At 70.5% G+C, this 13,903-nt stretch carries 12 protein-coding genes and 2 pseudogenes; 9 read left to right on the top strand and 5 right to left on the bottom strand.

Going from position 1 to position 13,903, the window contains the following annotated elements; genetic code table 11:
- The first annotated feature begins 1 nt into the window (after window position 1).
- The 4 genes from JJ683_RS06300 (at window position 2) to JJ683_RS06285 (ending at window position 3,357) form a co-directional block, all read left to right on the top strand.
- Complete coding sequence (locus JJ683_RS06300; protein ID WP_200172390.1) at window positions 2-1,702, top strand: MFS transporter; 1,701 nt, start codon at window positions 2-4, stop codon at window positions 1,700-1,702.
- Window positions 1,699-2,151 (top strand): PaaI family thioesterase, encoded by a 453-nt coding sequence (locus JJ683_RS06295; protein ID WP_200172289.1) that lies wholly within the window; start codon window positions 1,699-1,701, stop codon window positions 2,149-2,151. Before JJ683_RS06300 ends, JJ683_RS06295 begins: the two co-directional genes overlap by 4 nt.
- A gap of 128 nt (window positions 2,152-2,279) precedes the next feature.
- Window positions 2,280-2,771, top strand: coding sequence for an SRPBCC family protein (locus JJ683_RS06290; protein ID WP_200172287.1), 492 nt, complete (start codon window positions 2,280-2,282; stop codon window positions 2,769-2,771).
- A gap of 76 nt (window positions 2,772-2,847) precedes the next feature.
- Entirely contained in the window at window positions 2,848-3,357 is a 510-nt protein-coding gene (locus JJ683_RS06285) for an SRPBCC family protein (RefSeq protein ID WP_200172285.1), read from the top strand.
- 78 nt (window positions 3,358-3,435) lie between these two features.
- On the opposite strand, the gene JJ683_RS06280 is transcribed toward JJ683_RS06285, so the two are convergent.
- On the bottom strand, window positions 3,436-5,160 hold the full coding sequence (locus JJ683_RS06280; protein WP_200172283.1) for a phytoene desaturase family protein: 1,725 nt from the start codon (window positions 5,158-5,160) through the stop codon (window positions 3,436-3,438).
- A 115-nt stretch (window positions 5,161-5,275) separates the two neighbouring features.
- On the opposite strand from JJ683_RS06280, the gene JJ683_RS06275 reads away from it, so the two are divergent.
- Window positions 5,276-5,842, top strand: a complete 567-nt coding sequence (locus tag JJ683_RS06275) for a TetR/AcrR family transcriptional regulator (protein WP_200172282.1) — start codon at window positions 5,276-5,278, stop codon at window positions 5,840-5,842.
- Between the two features lie 54 nt (window positions 5,843-5,896).
- Window positions 5,897-7,051 (top strand): saccharopine dehydrogenase NADP-binding domain-containing protein, encoded by a 1,155-nt coding sequence (locus JJ683_RS06270; RefSeq protein WP_200172280.1) that lies wholly within the window; start codon window positions 5,897-5,899, stop codon window positions 7,049-7,051.
- A 39-nt stretch (window positions 7,052-7,090) separates the two neighbouring features.
- Here JJ683_RS06270 and JJ683_RS18965 read toward each other — a convergent pair.
- Window positions 7,091-7,654: pseudogene (locus tag JJ683_RS18965) on the bottom strand (ISL3 family transposase); the annotation flags it as partial.
- A 51-nt stretch (window positions 7,655-7,705) separates the two neighbouring features.
- Here JJ683_RS18965 and JJ683_RS19805 point away from each other — a divergent pair.
- The 3 genes and pseudogenes from JJ683_RS19805 to JJ683_RS06255 form a co-directional block, all read left to right on the top strand.
- Window positions 7,706-8,017, top strand: a pseudogene (locus JJ683_RS19805) (MFS transporter); the annotation flags it as partial.
- Between the two features lie 93 nt (window positions 8,018-8,110).
- Window positions 8,111-9,268, top strand: coding sequence for a sensor histidine kinase (locus tag JJ683_RS06260; RefSeq protein WP_200172276.1), 1,158 nt, complete (start codon window positions 8,111-8,113; stop codon window positions 9,266-9,268).
- A complete protein-coding gene (locus JJ683_RS06255) occupies window positions 9,265-9,933 on the top strand; it encodes a response regulator transcription factor (protein WP_200172275.1) in 669 nt (222 codons plus the stop codon). Before JJ683_RS06260 ends, JJ683_RS06255 begins: the two co-directional genes overlap by 4 nt.
- A gap of 154 nt (window positions 9,934-10,087) precedes the next feature.
- Here the strand turns inward: JJ683_RS06255 and JJ683_RS06250 are convergent, their stop codons facing one another.
- The 3 genes from JJ683_RS06250 to JJ683_RS06240 form a co-directional block, all read right to left on the bottom strand.
- The gene (locus JJ683_RS06250; RefSeq protein ID WP_200172273.1) at window positions 10,088-10,852 is read right to left on the bottom strand and encodes a class I SAM-dependent methyltransferase; all 765 of its coding nucleotides are present in this window, start codon (window positions 10,850-10,852) and stop codon (window positions 10,088-10,090) included.
- A gap of 290 nt (window positions 10,853-11,142) precedes the next feature.
- A complete protein-coding gene (gene surE / locus JJ683_RS06245) occupies window positions 11,143-12,117 on the bottom strand; it encodes a 5'/3'-nucleotidase SurE (protein ID WP_200172271.1) in 975 nt (324 codons plus the stop codon).
- A gap of 113 nt (window positions 12,118-12,230) precedes the next feature.
- Window positions 12,231-13,631, bottom strand: a complete 1,401-nt coding sequence (locus tag JJ683_RS06240) for an APC family permease (RefSeq protein ID WP_200172269.1) — start codon at window positions 13,629-13,631, stop codon at window positions 12,231-12,233.
- Window positions 13,632-13,903: the final 272 nt, after the last annotated feature.

Below are 13,903 nucleotides of genomic sequence, written 5' to 3'. Positions count from 1 at the left end.
GATGACCGCCCTGCGCCGCGGCGCGATCCTCGTCGTCGTCTGCCTCGCCGAGTTGCTGGTGCTGCTAGACAACACCGTCGTCAATGTCGCCCTGCCGTCGATGGGAGTGAGCCTCGGCGCCGACTTCGCCGGTCTCCAGTGGATCGTCGACGCCTACACGCTGACCTTCGCCGGATTCCTCCTCGCCTTCGGGCACCTCGGAGACCGCTACGGGCGCCGGCGGCTGATGATGATCGGCCTGGCCGGCGTGGCGGTGATGTCGATCGGCGGCGCGCTGGCCACCGACGTCGGCATGGTCATCGCCGCGCGCGCCGCGATGGGCGTGTTCGCAGCGGCCGTGTTCCCAGCAACTCTGGCTTTGCTCACCAACACCTTCACCACGCCGAAGGCCCGCGGCGCGGCCATCGCCGTATGGACGGCGATGGCCGGGTTCGCAGTGGCCATCGGCCCCACCGCGGGAGGCTGGCTGCTCGAGCATTTCTCGTGGCACTCGGTGTTCTGGATGAACGTGCCCATCGCCCTGGCCGTCCTCATCGCAGCAGCACTGGTGCTCCCCGAGTCGCGGACCACGGCGCACGGGCGGCTCGACGTGCTCGGACTCGTCCTGTCGCTCGCGGGCATCGTCACCCTGGTGTGGTCGATCATCGAGGGCCCCCGCAACGGGTGGTTGTCCCCGGTCACCCTGTGCGCCTTCGCCGGCGCGGTGGCGCTGCTCGCGGCGTTCGTGTGGCGCGAGATCCGGGCCGAGAACCCGGTCTTCGACGTCACGCTGTTCCGGAACCGGCGCTTCTCCCTTCCCGCGCTGTCGATCACCGTCGCCTACTTCTCCATGTTCGGGTTCCTGTTCCTGATCACCCAGTACTTCCAGGGCATCCAGGAGTACTCGCCGCTGGAGTTCGGCATCCGCTCGCTGCCGTTCGCGGCGGCCGTGCTCATCGCCGCACCCGCCGCGACCATGCTGGCCCTGCGCATCGGCACCACCGCCGTGCTCATCGGCGGGTTCGTGCTCCTCGCCACGGGCATGGGCCTCGCCGGGCAGGTCACCGTCGACTCGCCCTACGCCGGCATCGTGCTCATCTCGATGATCCTCATGGGACTGGGGCTGGCCGTCGTCCAGGGCCCGGCCACCGAGTCAGTGATGGGGTCGGTGACCGCCGAGGAAGCCGGCGCCGGATCCGCCGTCAACGACACCACCCGCGAGATCGGCGGCGCGCTGGGCGTCGCCGTGCTCGGGTCCATCGTCGCGTCCACCTACACCGCCACGGTGACACCGCTGGTGGACCGGATCCCGGACACCATGATGGACCCGCAGCAGAAGGAGTACGCCCGGCAGTCTGTGCTCACCGTCCTGGAGATCCGGCAGCACGACGTGCCCTCGCTATTCTCCGACACCAAAGACCAGCTGATCCTCACCATGAAGGCGGCCGCACTGGACGGATTCCAGATCGCCTCCTACGCCACCGTGGGCCTGGCGGTGTTGTGCGCGATCGTCGTCGCCGTGCTCCTGCCGTGGCGGCGCCCCGAAGGCGGGTCGGTCCTGCTCGGTTGGATGGAGCGACCGTCCCCCGACGATCCCGTGGAATCCGCGGAGCCGGCACCGCCGGACGGCGACGCGAGCACCGACGGCACCGATGACCCCGCCGGCAGATCCGGCATTACCGACACCGACGACCGCACACCGCGAAGGAGCACCGCACGATGACAGCACCCGACTTCGGATCCCTGACCGGCCTGGAGCTGATGCAGTGGGCGAAAGACCACGCCTCCGACGACATTCCCACCATCGGCCGCTTGCTCGGCATGCGCTTCGATGCGGTCGACTTCGGCAGCGTGGCGTTCTCGTTGGATACGCGGCCCGACTTCGCAAATCCGCTCGGCACAGTGCACGGCGGAATCGCTGCGACCATGCTCGATTCCGCGATGGGGTGCGCCGTGCACACCACGTTGCCGGCGGGTACCGGATACACCACGCTCGAGCTCAAGGTGAACTACGTGCGGTCCGTGTCCACCGACGGCCGCACCCTCACCGCCACCGGGGCGGTCATCCACCCCGGCCGGCGTACCGCGACCGCCGAGGGCAAAGTGCACGACCAGGACGGGAAGCTCGTGGCACACGGCACCACCACATGCATGATCCTGCCGGGAGGCTGACGCCGCCGACGCCTCTGACGCCGTTCCCTGGCGACGGTGGTGCCCCTGGCGGTGCAGGCCGCCGGGAGGCGATAATCCGATTTCACGGGGCGGGCGAGGCACGCGGCCCTGTCAGACAGGAGATGCCCATGTCCAAATGGTTCGACCTCGATCCCGTCGACGAGTCCTTCTTCGGCACCGCGTCGCACCGCTTCGTGTACCCGATGCGCTTGCGCGCCGCACCTGAGGAGGTCTGGGCCGGGCTCACCGCACCCCGGCCGCTGCACTGGGTCTCGCAACTCGACGCCGAGTACACCAGCGGGCCGCCCTACGGGGTCGGCACCACGCGCAGGGTCACGGTCGGCCCCGGCCTGCTGCGCATGCGCGAGCACTTCTTCGTGTGGGACGAAGCGGCACGCCGGCAGGCTTTCTACGCCGAGCAGGCGACGGTGCCGTTGTTCCGGGCATTCGCCGAGGACTACCAGGTGACGCCCGCGCCAGGCGGCTGCCTGTTCACGTGGACCTTCGCCTTCGACGCCCGGCGGGGTCTCGGCCCCGCGCTGCGGGCGGGCGGGCCGATCAACAAGGCGCTGCTCGGCTCCTTCGCCCGCAACACCCGCGCACATTTCGGCGCGGCGTAGTCCCCGGGGCCGCCGCGCCGCCGATCGGCGCGGCGGCCCGGGCGCGTTCTCCGGAATAGTCACGGAAGGGACAACCATGCGTTTACGCGACAACCCGACCATCGAGGTATCGATCCGTCTTCCCTGCAGCACCGAACGGGCGTGGGAATTGGTCACCGACATCGAACTTCCCACGCGGGCGGACGGGGAACTCCAGAAGGCCCACTGGCTGGACGGGGCCGACGGCGTCGCAATCGGCGCCCGTTTCCGCGGCTACAACAGGAATCCGCAGATCGGCGAGTGGCACACGGAACCCGAAGTCTCCGAGGTCGAGGACGGCCGCCGCTGGGTGTGGCGGGTCGGACCTGCCGAGGCCCCGGTCACCCTGTGGGGCTTCGAGGTCGACGCCGACGGAGACGGCACGGTGGTACGCCAATGGGTCAAGATCGGCAGCGGAACTTCGCCCCTGTCCGACCTCATCGCGCAGCACCCCGACGACGAGGGCACGATCCTGGCGCGGCGGATGGCGGCATGGCGGGCGGGGATGAGCGCGAACATGGCGCTGCTCGAAGAACTCACCGCCGAGGGGGCGACCGACGCCCGATGATGCTGGAGGGCGTCGACGTGCAGAGGATTCCGTGTAGCGGATCCCGCTCCGCGGGGCCTCTGCCGGCCTGCGCCCCGATCACCCCGTGGTCAGCGCGTGCTGTACGGCCAGCGGGTCGACGTCCTCGGGCCACGGGGTGATCGCCGCGCGGTCCGCGATCACCGCACCCCCGCGGATCTCGGAGAGCAGGTCGCGGCCAGTGATGGCGGCGGCAGCCTGCATGCCGCTGACCATCGCACCCTCCGTGGCCGGGCCCCACGTGGTGCTCGTGCCGACGGTGAACAGCCCCTCGATCGGCGTGCGCACCCCGGGCCGGAGCGGCCCGAACTGCCATGGATTCGGCTCCAGCCCGAACGCGCTGCCGCCTGTGGTGGCCGTGAACCGCGTCTGGCTCGCGGGCGTGCCCAGCTCTGCGAGCTTCACCCGCGACGATGATCCCGGGTAAACCTGGTCGAGCCGCGCCAGCATGCCCTCGGTGACAAGCTCTTTCATCTCCTGGTACTCCGCCTCGCTGCGGTATCCGCCGGCACGGGTGTCGTGCCCCTCTACGCCCCACAGCCGCGGCGAGTCCGGCACGATCGTCTGTACTTCGATGGCCGCGTGGCCGGCGGGCGCGCTGCGGGCGTTGTCCGGGTCGCGGCGGGTGGAGCACTGCACGAACATGGGCTGACGGGTGGCGAAGTCCTGCGCCCACGACCGCCTGTCGGACGCGTCGCGGCGGCGCGAGAACAGGTCGTGGGCCATCCGCCCGAGCCCCAGCAGCGAATGGGCGTCGTCCCACGTCGGTATCGCGAAGTAGTTGCAGTTCGGCGTGGACTGGATGTCGATCTCGACGCCGAAGCAGCCGTTGATCAGCGGCCGCGACATCCGCCAGGTGTCCAGTCGCAGTCGCGTCGCGCGGGGCAGATGCTCGCGCCCCACCAGGTCCCGGTAGGTCCGGATGATGTCGGCGTCCGATACGACCGTGTCGGCTCGCAGCACCTCTCCGTCGGTGAGCCGGACCCCGCGGGCCCGCGAACCCTCGATGAGGATGCGGTCCACTTCGGCGCCCACCCGGATGCTTCCGCCATGCGCGTGCACCACCTCGGCGAAGGCCGCGGACAGCATCTGGCCGCCGCCGCGCGGATACCACGCGCCCCGGCCGACGTACCCCTGCAGGAAGCCGACCATGGTTCCCACCGTGGCGCCGAACGGGGTCGATGCGACCACCCCGCACTGCGCCGACAGCGCGAGGATCGTCCGCGGGGTCAGCCCGCACGCCGCCAGCAGCGTCGCGTACGGCGCCATCAGCCACGCTGCGGGCAGCCCGGCGCGGCGGGCCGCACGGGCCATCTCCTTCCGGCTCGACAATGCGGTCGCCCGGTCGTCGAAGGCCGAGCCGAGGGTGCGCATGACCCCGACGAACCGGCGCAGCGCGCGTTCCTCGCCAGGGAAGGCCGCGCACAGGTTCGCCAGGTACGCATCCCATCCGTGCGGGGCGCGCAACTCCAGGTCAGGACCGATGATCGTGTCGAAACCGTCCGGGTCGAGCGGCAGGAACTCGACGTGCTCGTCCAGGCCGAGCCCCCGCAGCAGCGTGGGCACCTGGCCGCCGGGGCCGCAGTCGCCGATGTAGTGCACGCCGCAGTCGAACTCCCAGCGGCCGCGACGGCGGAAGACGTGGGAGGAGCCGCCCAGGACCGAGTACCGCTCCAGCAGAGCGACCCGCCGGCCCGTCGCGGCGAGGTAGGCCGCCGCGCTCATCCCGCCGAGGCCGGAGCCGATCACCACTGCGTCGTAACCGTCGTGCCCATCCGCATTCATCGCTGCACCAACCTCTCACTGCTTACCGTTACTTGACGTACCATCAATGTAGTAGAATGATCGGTATATAACAACGCTCAGCGCTCATCACCACGACACCGGAGCAAGTAGGGCCATGACGGAATCGGTACGCGAGAGATTGATCGGGAGTGCCGTCGAGCTCGTCCAGCGCCACGGCGTGGCAGGCACGTCCGTCGCCGATCTGCTCGAGCGCAGCGGCGTGGCGCGTCGGTCGATTTATCTGCACTTCCCCGGCGGGAAGAGCGAACTCATCGCTGCGTGCATAACGGAGGCCGGAACGTCGATCGGTTCGGTCATCGAGGAACTGGTCACCACGCAGACGCCGGACGAGTCGCTGAGCGCGTTCATCGGGTTCTGGAAACAGCTGCTGACCGGATCGGACTTCTCCGCGGGCTGCCCGATCGCCGCCGCCGCCTACGGAGGCCAGGAGGCGCCGACCGCACGCGAGCAGGCCGACGAGGTCTTCCGGCGTTGGCAGGATCTTCTGACGCCCCGCCTGATCGAACACGGCGTCGACGAATCCGAAGCATCGTCCCTGGCGACCACGACGATCGCCGCCATCGAAGGGGCGGTGATGCTGTGCCTCGCCGCCCGGGACACCGCCCCGCTCGACCGGGTCCACTCGCAGATGAAGGCCCTGCTCCGCGCGCAGACCGGCTGACCGGGACCGGACCACGGCTCTGCCATCGAAACCCGACTGCCCCCGGAGGACTGCATGCCACGGATCATCCTGCTCGGCGCGACCGGATACACCGGCTCGCGCGTACTGGCGAACCTCGCCGGCAAACAGGCCGACTCCGGCGAAATCATCCTCGTCGGCCGCAGCGCCGATCGCTTGCGCGCACAGGCCCGCTGCGCCGGCCTCGAGTGCGACACCGTCGAAGCCGACACCAGCGTGCCCGGCGCGCTCGACCGCATACTGCGCGAGGGCGACGTCCTCGTGACCACCGTCGGACCGTTCGTGGACCTGGGCCGCGAGGTCGCCCGCAGCGCGGCCCGTGCGGGCGCGGTATACCTGGATTCGACCGGGGAGCCGCCTTTCGTCGAATGGATGTTCCGCAACCTCGGCGAGGCGGCTGAGTCCAGTGGTGCGCTGCTCGTGCCCGGTTTCGGCTACGACTACGTCCCCGGCAACCTCGCCGGCTGGCTCGCCGCCGTTCAGGCCGGCGAGCGGACGTCCGCGATCGAGGTCGGCTACTTCATGTGGAGCTACGACACCGTCACCGGCGCACGCAGCCAGCCGAACCTAGCCGCGATGATGTCGACAGCCACCAGCCCCGGCACGCGCGCATCACTGGTCAAAGTCCTCGGTACGCCGTCCTATGCCTACCGCGCGGCAGCGTGCGACCGATTCGGCCTGGAAACCGAACGGACCGCCGACCATCTGCTGCACTTCTCCGCAGCCGGCAAGGAGCGGCCGCTGATCACGGTCGGCGGATCCGAGCACTTCGGACTGCCCGAAGTCCTGCCTTCGCTGCGCAGCGTCGACGTCGGCCTCGGCTGGTTCGGCTCCGCCGCACCGGCGATCCACCGTATGACCCGTCTCGCCGGGCCACTCACCACGAACCCGATCGCCCGGCGCGCCGCCGGGATGCTCGCCGCGCATCTGCCCTACCGAAACAGCGTGCCCAGCATCCCTATCCGTATCACCGCGGTGGCACGCGCGAGGGACCGCAGCGGCGCCGTCCTGGCCGAGGCGGCCGTTGACGGCCCTGACCCCTACACGCTGACTGCCGACCTGCTCGCCCGCGGCGCCGCCCACTTCGCCGACGGCGGCGACCGCCCCTCCGGTGTGCACGGCCCGCTGACCGCGCTCACCCCGAACGGGCTGAAGACCTTGGCCGCCGAATGCGGGCTGACGACCACGTAATCGGCCAGGACAGTCATTTATGTGGCTCTTCAACTTTTGGAGTGCGTTGATGCGTTCGGCGAGTTGGCCGGAGTGCAGCAGTGACCGCAAGATGTACTGGCCCGGGTTCTGGAACCCCAGTGCCGTACCGCGCAAGTGCTCGAGGTGTCCGTTGATGGCCTCGAACGGCCCCTTGGAGGCGCTCGTATCGAAGTAGGCGAGGATCTCCCGGCGCCGTTTCCACAGATTCCGGCCCAGCTGTGCCAGTTCGCCGAGCCCTTTCGGCATGCCGGTTCGAATGCCGCGTAGCACCTGGTCCATCATCTTTTTCGCGGTCTTCGTGTCCGGCTCGCCGTAGGCAGCGATGAGCGCTAGGTAGACCGCGTGGGTGACCTCGACGGCGGCGTGCGCGTCGTTGTGGAAGACGGCGTGCGGCTTCGAGTCTTGACGGCCGGTCAACAGCGTGGCCCTGGTCAGCAGCACTCGCCGGACGCCGCAGAGCGGCTCACCGGCCGGGCCACGGTGGCCGCAGGTGTCCTGCTGGACCCGTTGGCGGCAGCGCGTGAGCTTCTCGGCCGCGAGGTGGACGTGCTCGGACTCGTCCTGTCGCTCGCGGGCATCGTCACCCTGGTGTGGTCGATCATCGAGGGCCCCCGCAACGGGTGGTTGTCCCCGGTCACCCTGTGCGCCTTCGCCGGCGCGCTGGCGCTGCTCACGGCGTTCGTGTGGCGCGAGATCCGGGCCGAGAACCCGGTCTTCGACGTCACGCTGTTCCGGAACCGGCGCTTCTCCCTTCCCGCGCTGTCGATCACCGTCGCCTACTTCTCCATGTTCGGGTTCCTGTTCCTGATCACCCAGTACTTCCAGGGCATCCAGGAGTACTCGCCGCTGGAGTTCGGCATCCGCTCGCTGCCGTTCGCGGCGGCCGTGCTCATCGCCGCACCCGCCGCGACCATGCTGGCCCTGCGCAACGACACCGCCCCGCTCGACCACGTTCATTCGCAGCTCACCACGCTGCTGGCGGCGAAGACCGGCTGACGGATCGCCCCCGCGCCGGGCGCCACCGCCTAGTCTTGCCTCGTGGACCCCGCCGACTACCAGCCGCCGCTCACCCTGTGGGGACACGTCTGGCGGACACTGCTGGCGTTGGCGATCGCCGCGGCCGCCTGGTCGGGGATGGCCGGATGGCAGTGGGAACACGCGCGGTGGTGGTTCTTCCTCGACCTGGGCCTGGGATTGGCGTTGATCGTCCTCAGTTTCGCCCGCCGCCGGTTTCCGGTCACCGTCGCCGCGGTGACCGCCGTGCTCTCCGCCGCCTCCGCGTCCGCCGGCGGGGCGGCGACGCTCACGCTCGCATCCTTGTCCACCCGCCGCCGGTGGCGCGAGATCCTGCCCGTCGCCGCGCTGTCGCTCGCCGCCGCGACCATCGTGGAATACGCGGATCCCACCTCGGTGGACGACTGGCGCGTCATCGTCCCCCTGGCGGTCGCCTTCGTCGGCATCACCGTGGCCTTCGGTCTGTACATCGGCTCGCGCCGCGAACTGCTCGCCACCCTCCGCGAGCGCGCCGAACGCGCCGAGACGGAGCAGTCGCTGCGCGTGCGCCAGGCCCGCATCGCCGAGCGGGCGCGGATCGCCCGCGAGATGCACGACGTTCTGGCCCACCGGATCTCCCTGCTCACCCTGCACGCGGGCGCGCTGGCCTACCGGGAAGACCTCGACTCGCACGAGGTGCGCAAGGCGGCGGGCATCATCCAGGACACCTCGCACCAGGCGCTCGTCGAGCTGCGCGAGGTGCTGGGCGTGCTGCGGGAGGGCCCGGGCGACGCGCTGCCCGAGCTGCCGCAGCCCGACGCCGACGACCTGCCGGAGCTCATCGCGGAGGCACGCGGCGCCGGGCTGCGCATCCACTACGAGGACACCCACTGGCCCAGCGCCATCCCGATCGCGACCGGACGCACGCTCTACCGGATCGCCCAGGAGGGGATCACCAACGCCCGCAAGCACGCCCGCGACACCCTCGTCACCGTCGTACTCACCGGCTCCCCGCGCGAGGGGCTCACCCTACGGCTGGACAACCCGCTGCGCGTCGGCACCGATCCGCACCGGGCGCCCGAGTCGGGGCTGGGCCTGGTGGGCATCGCCGAGCGCGTCGAGCTCGCCGGCGGACGCCTGACGCACTCGGTCACCCCCGAACGCCGCTTCGTCCTGGACGCCTGGCTACCGTGGCCGTCATGACAATCCGCGTGCTCATCGCCGACGACGACGCCCTGGTGCGGGCCGGGCTGGCGATGATCCTGGGAGGCATGGACGACCTGGCCGTGGTGGGCGAGGCCGACGACGGCGCCCACGCCTGCCGGATCATCGAGAAGTCCGCGGCGGGCCCGGAGCCGGTGGACCTGGTGCTCATGGACATCCGCATGCCGGTGCTCGACGGCATCTCCGCCACCGCGCGCATAGGGTCGATGCCGCATCCGCCGAAGGTGATCGTGCTGACCACCTTCGACGCCGACGACTACGTGGTGCGGGCCCTCGGCGCCGGCGCGCACGGGTTCCTGCTCAAGGACACTGCGCCGCCCGCCATCGTCGACGCGGTACGCAAGGTGCACGCCGGCGAGCCGATGCTCTCGCCCGCCGTCACCGCGCGGCTGATCCGACAGGTCGCCGACTCCGCACCCGACGGCCGCGCACTGGCCGCCCGTGAACGGACCGCCGCGCTGACCGGCCGGGAACGCGACGTCGCGGTCGCCGTGGGACACGGGCACTCCAACGCGGAGATCGCCGAGAACCTGCACATGAGCCTGGCCACGGTGAAGGCGCACATCGCGCACTGCTTCACCAAGCTGGAGGCCACCAACCGGGTGCAGGTGGCCATCACCATGCACGACGCGGGGTTGCTGTAGCGGGCGGTGTCGCGGCGGTGGGGTTGTCGCGGCGGCGGCCCTCGCCGAGTGGGGTGGTCTTCGGTGCTCCACCGGCACTTGAGCACCGAAGAACACCCCACTCGGCGTCGAGTCAGGAACCAAAGACCGACCCCAAGCCGGCGGCGGGCCGGGATCAGCCGCGGTAAGCCTGCACGAACTGGGCGAATCCGCGCATCTGCAGTGTGATCCGCGTGCAGCCGGCATCGCGCAGCAGACCGGTGATCTCATCACGGCCGAAAAGCCGCACCCCGCCCACGCGACGCCCGCCCCAGGCGCGCTGCACCGCCCCCGGCAGCCGGGCGCAAGAAGTCATCACGCACAAGCGCCCTCCCGGTGCGAGCACGCGCACCATCTCCGCAAGCACCCGCTCCGGCTCGTCCACCAGGTACAGCGCCGCGTAGCAGCACACCGCGTCGAATTCCGCGTCCGCGAACGGCAGCCGGGCCGCGTCGCCGCGCACGTAGCCCACACGCGGGCCCGCATTCTGGTCGACCGCCTGCTCGAGCATCGCCGCCGACATGTCGATGCCCACCACGAGCCCATCGTCGCCCAGCAGATCGGCGAACCGTCCGCTGAAGTTGCCGGGCCCGCAGGCGACGTCCAGGACCGTCTGCGACCCGCCCACCCGCAGGTCGCGCACCGCCTTGTCGATCTCGCTGCGCATCGTCATGCCGGCGGCCAGCAGAGGAAGCGCCCCCTGACGCCACGGGCCCTCGTAGATCCGCGAGACGAAGCCGCTGTTCATAGCGACCGAGGCCACCGTCCGGCGCTGCGGGGCCGGGCCCGGACCGAGCGTGTCCAGGTAGCCGCGATCCGTCGGCGTCGCCCCGTCCGGGAGCACCAGCATCGCCTCGATACGGGCCGCAGGCATGGATGCGGCCACCGGAGTGTTCGTCATGATTCCCTCCCCTGAGTGCCGGTCGGTGCAGAAATCGTCGGCCCGCCGGTATCGCACCGATCATCCGACCAGTCTCCGAAGCGCCGACGCGACCACGTCGCGCGCGGTCGCCGAGTCCTGCCCTCGCACCTCAACGACAGCCCGGCAAGGGCGATTGCCGCGCGAGTATAGACGCGTTCGGTCAATGCGGGCCGTTGTGGCCGGGCGGTATGACATGCCGCACCGAGTGGGCGGTTCTCCGGTGACCGACGGCGGTCGGAGCACCGGAAAACCACCCACTCGGCGGCGGGTCAGGAACCGAAGACCGACCCCAGGCTACCGGCGGGCACGGCGGGCCCTGTCGGTGTCGACGTGTCGCCGTTCAGGCCCGCGACAAGCTCCTTGACGGCCGCGGCATCCGCGGCGGGCGCCGTCCGGTTGGCCTCCAGGACGGTGAACGTCACGTTGCCGGCCTTGAGCTCGGCCAGATCGGAACCAGGCTCGGGCACCGCGTCGGACCGCGCCGGCCGCAGCTTGTAGGTGGTGTCGCCGATCTTCTCGTAGCCGATCTCCGCCTGGGACACGTCCGACATCGGCGCGTACACGTAGCCGTTCGGCTGCGCGGCGCCCTCCGCCAGGAGCGGATAGTTGATGTTGAGCACCGTGCCCGCGGGGAACTGCGGAATACCGTCGGCCAGAATGCCGGTGACCAGGTCCGACGTCTCCTCGAACGCGCCGGTGCCGTCCCGGTTCGTCGCGGTGCTCACGGCGATGGCCGGGATGCGGTACACGCCGGCGGCGACGACCGCCGCACCCACCGTGCCCGAGTAATTGGTGTCCGCGCCGGTATTGGTGCCCACGTTGGTGCCGGAGACCACGAGGTCCGGCGGTTTTCCCTGGAACACCTCGTTGAGGCCGAACATCAGCGCACCCACCGGCGTCGCGCTCACCGCGTACACGTCGGGGTCGCCGCTCGGATGCGTGACCTCGATGCTGCCGGTGAACTCGAACCCGGCGCTCTTGCCGCTCTGGTTCTCCAGCGGGGCCACCATGGTCACGTCGTATCCGGCATCCTTGAGCGCCGCATAGGTGGCCTGGATCCCGTCGGCGTTCCAACCGTCATCGTTGGTGAGCAGGATCCGCATAGGGGCCGGGGCGGAGTCCGCGGCCAAGGAGGTGTCGATCTCGTAGGGCCCGGCCGCCTGCTCCGGCGACGCCGAACAGCCGGCGGCCGCCACCAGCGCCGAAGAAGCGGCCAGGGCCGCGATGATGTGTCGAGTACGCAATGCTCGCCTTCCGTCGGTTGGAAACGTGACGCAGAACATATCCACCTGGACATATGCCCCGTCCGCCGATCCCGGTTAGTGGAACCCGGCGACTGCGTCACCCCGCCACCCGGTCACTCAACTTCCACGTACCCGCCCCGCCGCTGCTGCACGGCCACCACCGTCAGCCCGACTACCAGCCATAGCGCGCCCACCACCTGCGCGACCCCGTTGGCCTCCACGAGCACGACCACGAGGACCGCAGCGCCCACCACCGGCGCGATCAGGTGTGAAGCAGCGCGGCGCGGGCCGCCGAGGCGCCGCACCCAGTAGAAGCCGATCACCGACGCGTGCAGCAGCAGGAAGGCGCACAGGGCGCCGACGCTCACCACCGAGACCAGGATGTCGAGCCCGTCGTCCTCCGACGCCGCCCACACCGCGATGACCACGTTGAACGCCGCCGCGATGAGCACCCCCACGGCCGGCACCCCGGTGCGCCCGTCCACCTTCGCCAGGAACGCCGGCAGCCGCTTCGCGCGCCCCATGTCCATGAGGATCCGCGACGCCGCCGCCTGGCCGACCATCGCGGAGAACGCTGCGCCCGCCGCCTTCGACACCGCCAGGGCCGTGGACAGCCACTCAGCCATCCTGTCGCCGACGAGCCGGTAGTAGGCGTCGCCCTGCAGGTCCGGGTTCGCCGCGAGGTACTGCGGGGTCTCGGTGGTGATCAGCGCGGCCACGTACGTCTGTGCCGCGAACAGCAAGCCGGCGGCCACCAGGCAGATGACCAGTGCGCGGGCCACCATCCGCGACGTGCCGATGGTCTCCTCGGCGAAGGTCGCGATGGCGTCGAACCCCAGGTAGGACAGCATCGCCACCGACACCGCGCCCAGCACCGCCGTCAGCGACAGCCCGCCCACGCCGGTGAGCGGCGAGAGCGGGTCGCGGACGGTGCCGTGCTGGGCGATGACCCATACGCCGCCGGCGAGCACCATGGCCAGCACGACGCACTCGGCGGCCACGACCAGAGTGGCCACGCGCGCGGCGATCCGCACGCCGGCCAGGTTGAGCCCGGTCGTGAGCACCACGGCCATCGCCGTCCAGCCCCACGTGGGCACCGCCGGCAGGAACGAGTGCATCGCGATGCCGGTGAACAGGTAGGCCACCGACGGGATCAGCAGGTAGTCCAGCATCACCATCCAGCCGCCCATGAAGCCGGTGCGCGGCCCGATCCCGGCGCTCGCGTACGCGAACACGGACCCCGCGCGCGGAACCCGGCGGGACATCAGCGCGTACGAGTAGGCGGTGAACGCCATGGCCACCGTCGCCACCAGGTACACCAGCGGAACCGCGCCGTGGCTCTGCGCGTCGAGCGGGCCGAAGATGCTCACGGCCGCGGCGGGCCCGATGAACACCAGGCCGTAGACGACCAGCTGGAAGAAGCTGATCCGGCGGTGCAGCGTGGGCACGTGCCCGGGCGGAGCATCCTGCGGTACCGGGCCGGGATGTTCCGACAGGCTGTCCTGATCGGTCATGACGGGTGTCGATCCTTCCGGGGCCGGACCCGAAACGGCCCGGAGAAAAGAGAGGGTGCGTACGCAGGGGGCAATACCCCGCGATGCGCGAGGAACGAGGCGGGGCGAGCGACGGGCGGCCCTCGGGCGCCGGGCCGTCAGGCCGGCGGCTGGTGCGCGGGCGTCGGGGTCAGGCCGGACAGAGGGCGGAGGCGGAGCGGCACTGGTCGATGTGGCGACGGCACACCAACGCGATGCAGATGTCTCCGCGACTCATCCCGCTTCCTCCGTCC

Source organism: Tomitella cavernea (assembly GCF_016599145.1).
GTDB classification, from domain to species: domain Bacteria; phylum Actinomycetota; class Actinomycetes; order Mycobacteriales; family Mycobacteriaceae; genus Tomitella; species Tomitella cavernae.
This window is presented reverse-complemented; position numbering and strand designations above follow the sequence as displayed.

Coding starts and splice junctions, on each gene's coding strand:
- JJ683_RS06300 (WP_200172390.1), top strand. CDS start 2: ATGACCGCCCTGCGCCGCGGCGCGATCCTCGTCGTCGTCTGCCTCGCC.
- JJ683_RS06295 (WP_200172289.1), top strand. CDS start 1,699: ATGACAGCACCCGACTTCGGATCCCTGACCGGCCTGGAGCTGATGCAG.
- JJ683_RS06290 (WP_200172287.1), top strand. CDS start 2,280: ATGTCCAAATGGTTCGACCTCGATCCCGTCGACGAGTCCTTCTTCGGC.
- JJ683_RS06285 (WP_200172285.1), top strand. CDS start 2,848: ATGCGTTTACGCGACAACCCGACCATCGAGGTATCGATCCGTCTTCCC.
- JJ683_RS06280 (WP_200172283.1), bottom strand. CDS start 5,160: ATGAATGCGGATGGGCACGACGGTTACGACGCAGTGGTGATCGGCTCC.
- JJ683_RS06275 (WP_200172282.1), top strand. CDS start 5,276: ATGACGGAATCGGTACGCGAGAGATTGATCGGGAGTGCCGTCGAGCTC.
- JJ683_RS06270 (WP_200172280.1), top strand. CDS start 5,897: ATGCCACGGATCATCCTGCTCGGCGCGACCGGATACACCGGCTCGCGC.
- JJ683_RS06255 (WP_200172275.1), top strand. CDS start 9,265: ATGACAATCCGCGTGCTCATCGCCGACGACGACGCCCTGGTGCGGGCC.
- JJ683_RS06250 (WP_200172273.1), bottom strand. CDS start 10,852: ATGACGAACACTCCGGTGGCCGCATCCATGCCTGCGGCCCGTATCGAG.
- JJ683_RS06240 (WP_200172269.1), bottom strand. CDS start 13,631: ATGACCGATCAGGACAGCCTGTCGGAACATCCCGGCCCGGTACCGCAG.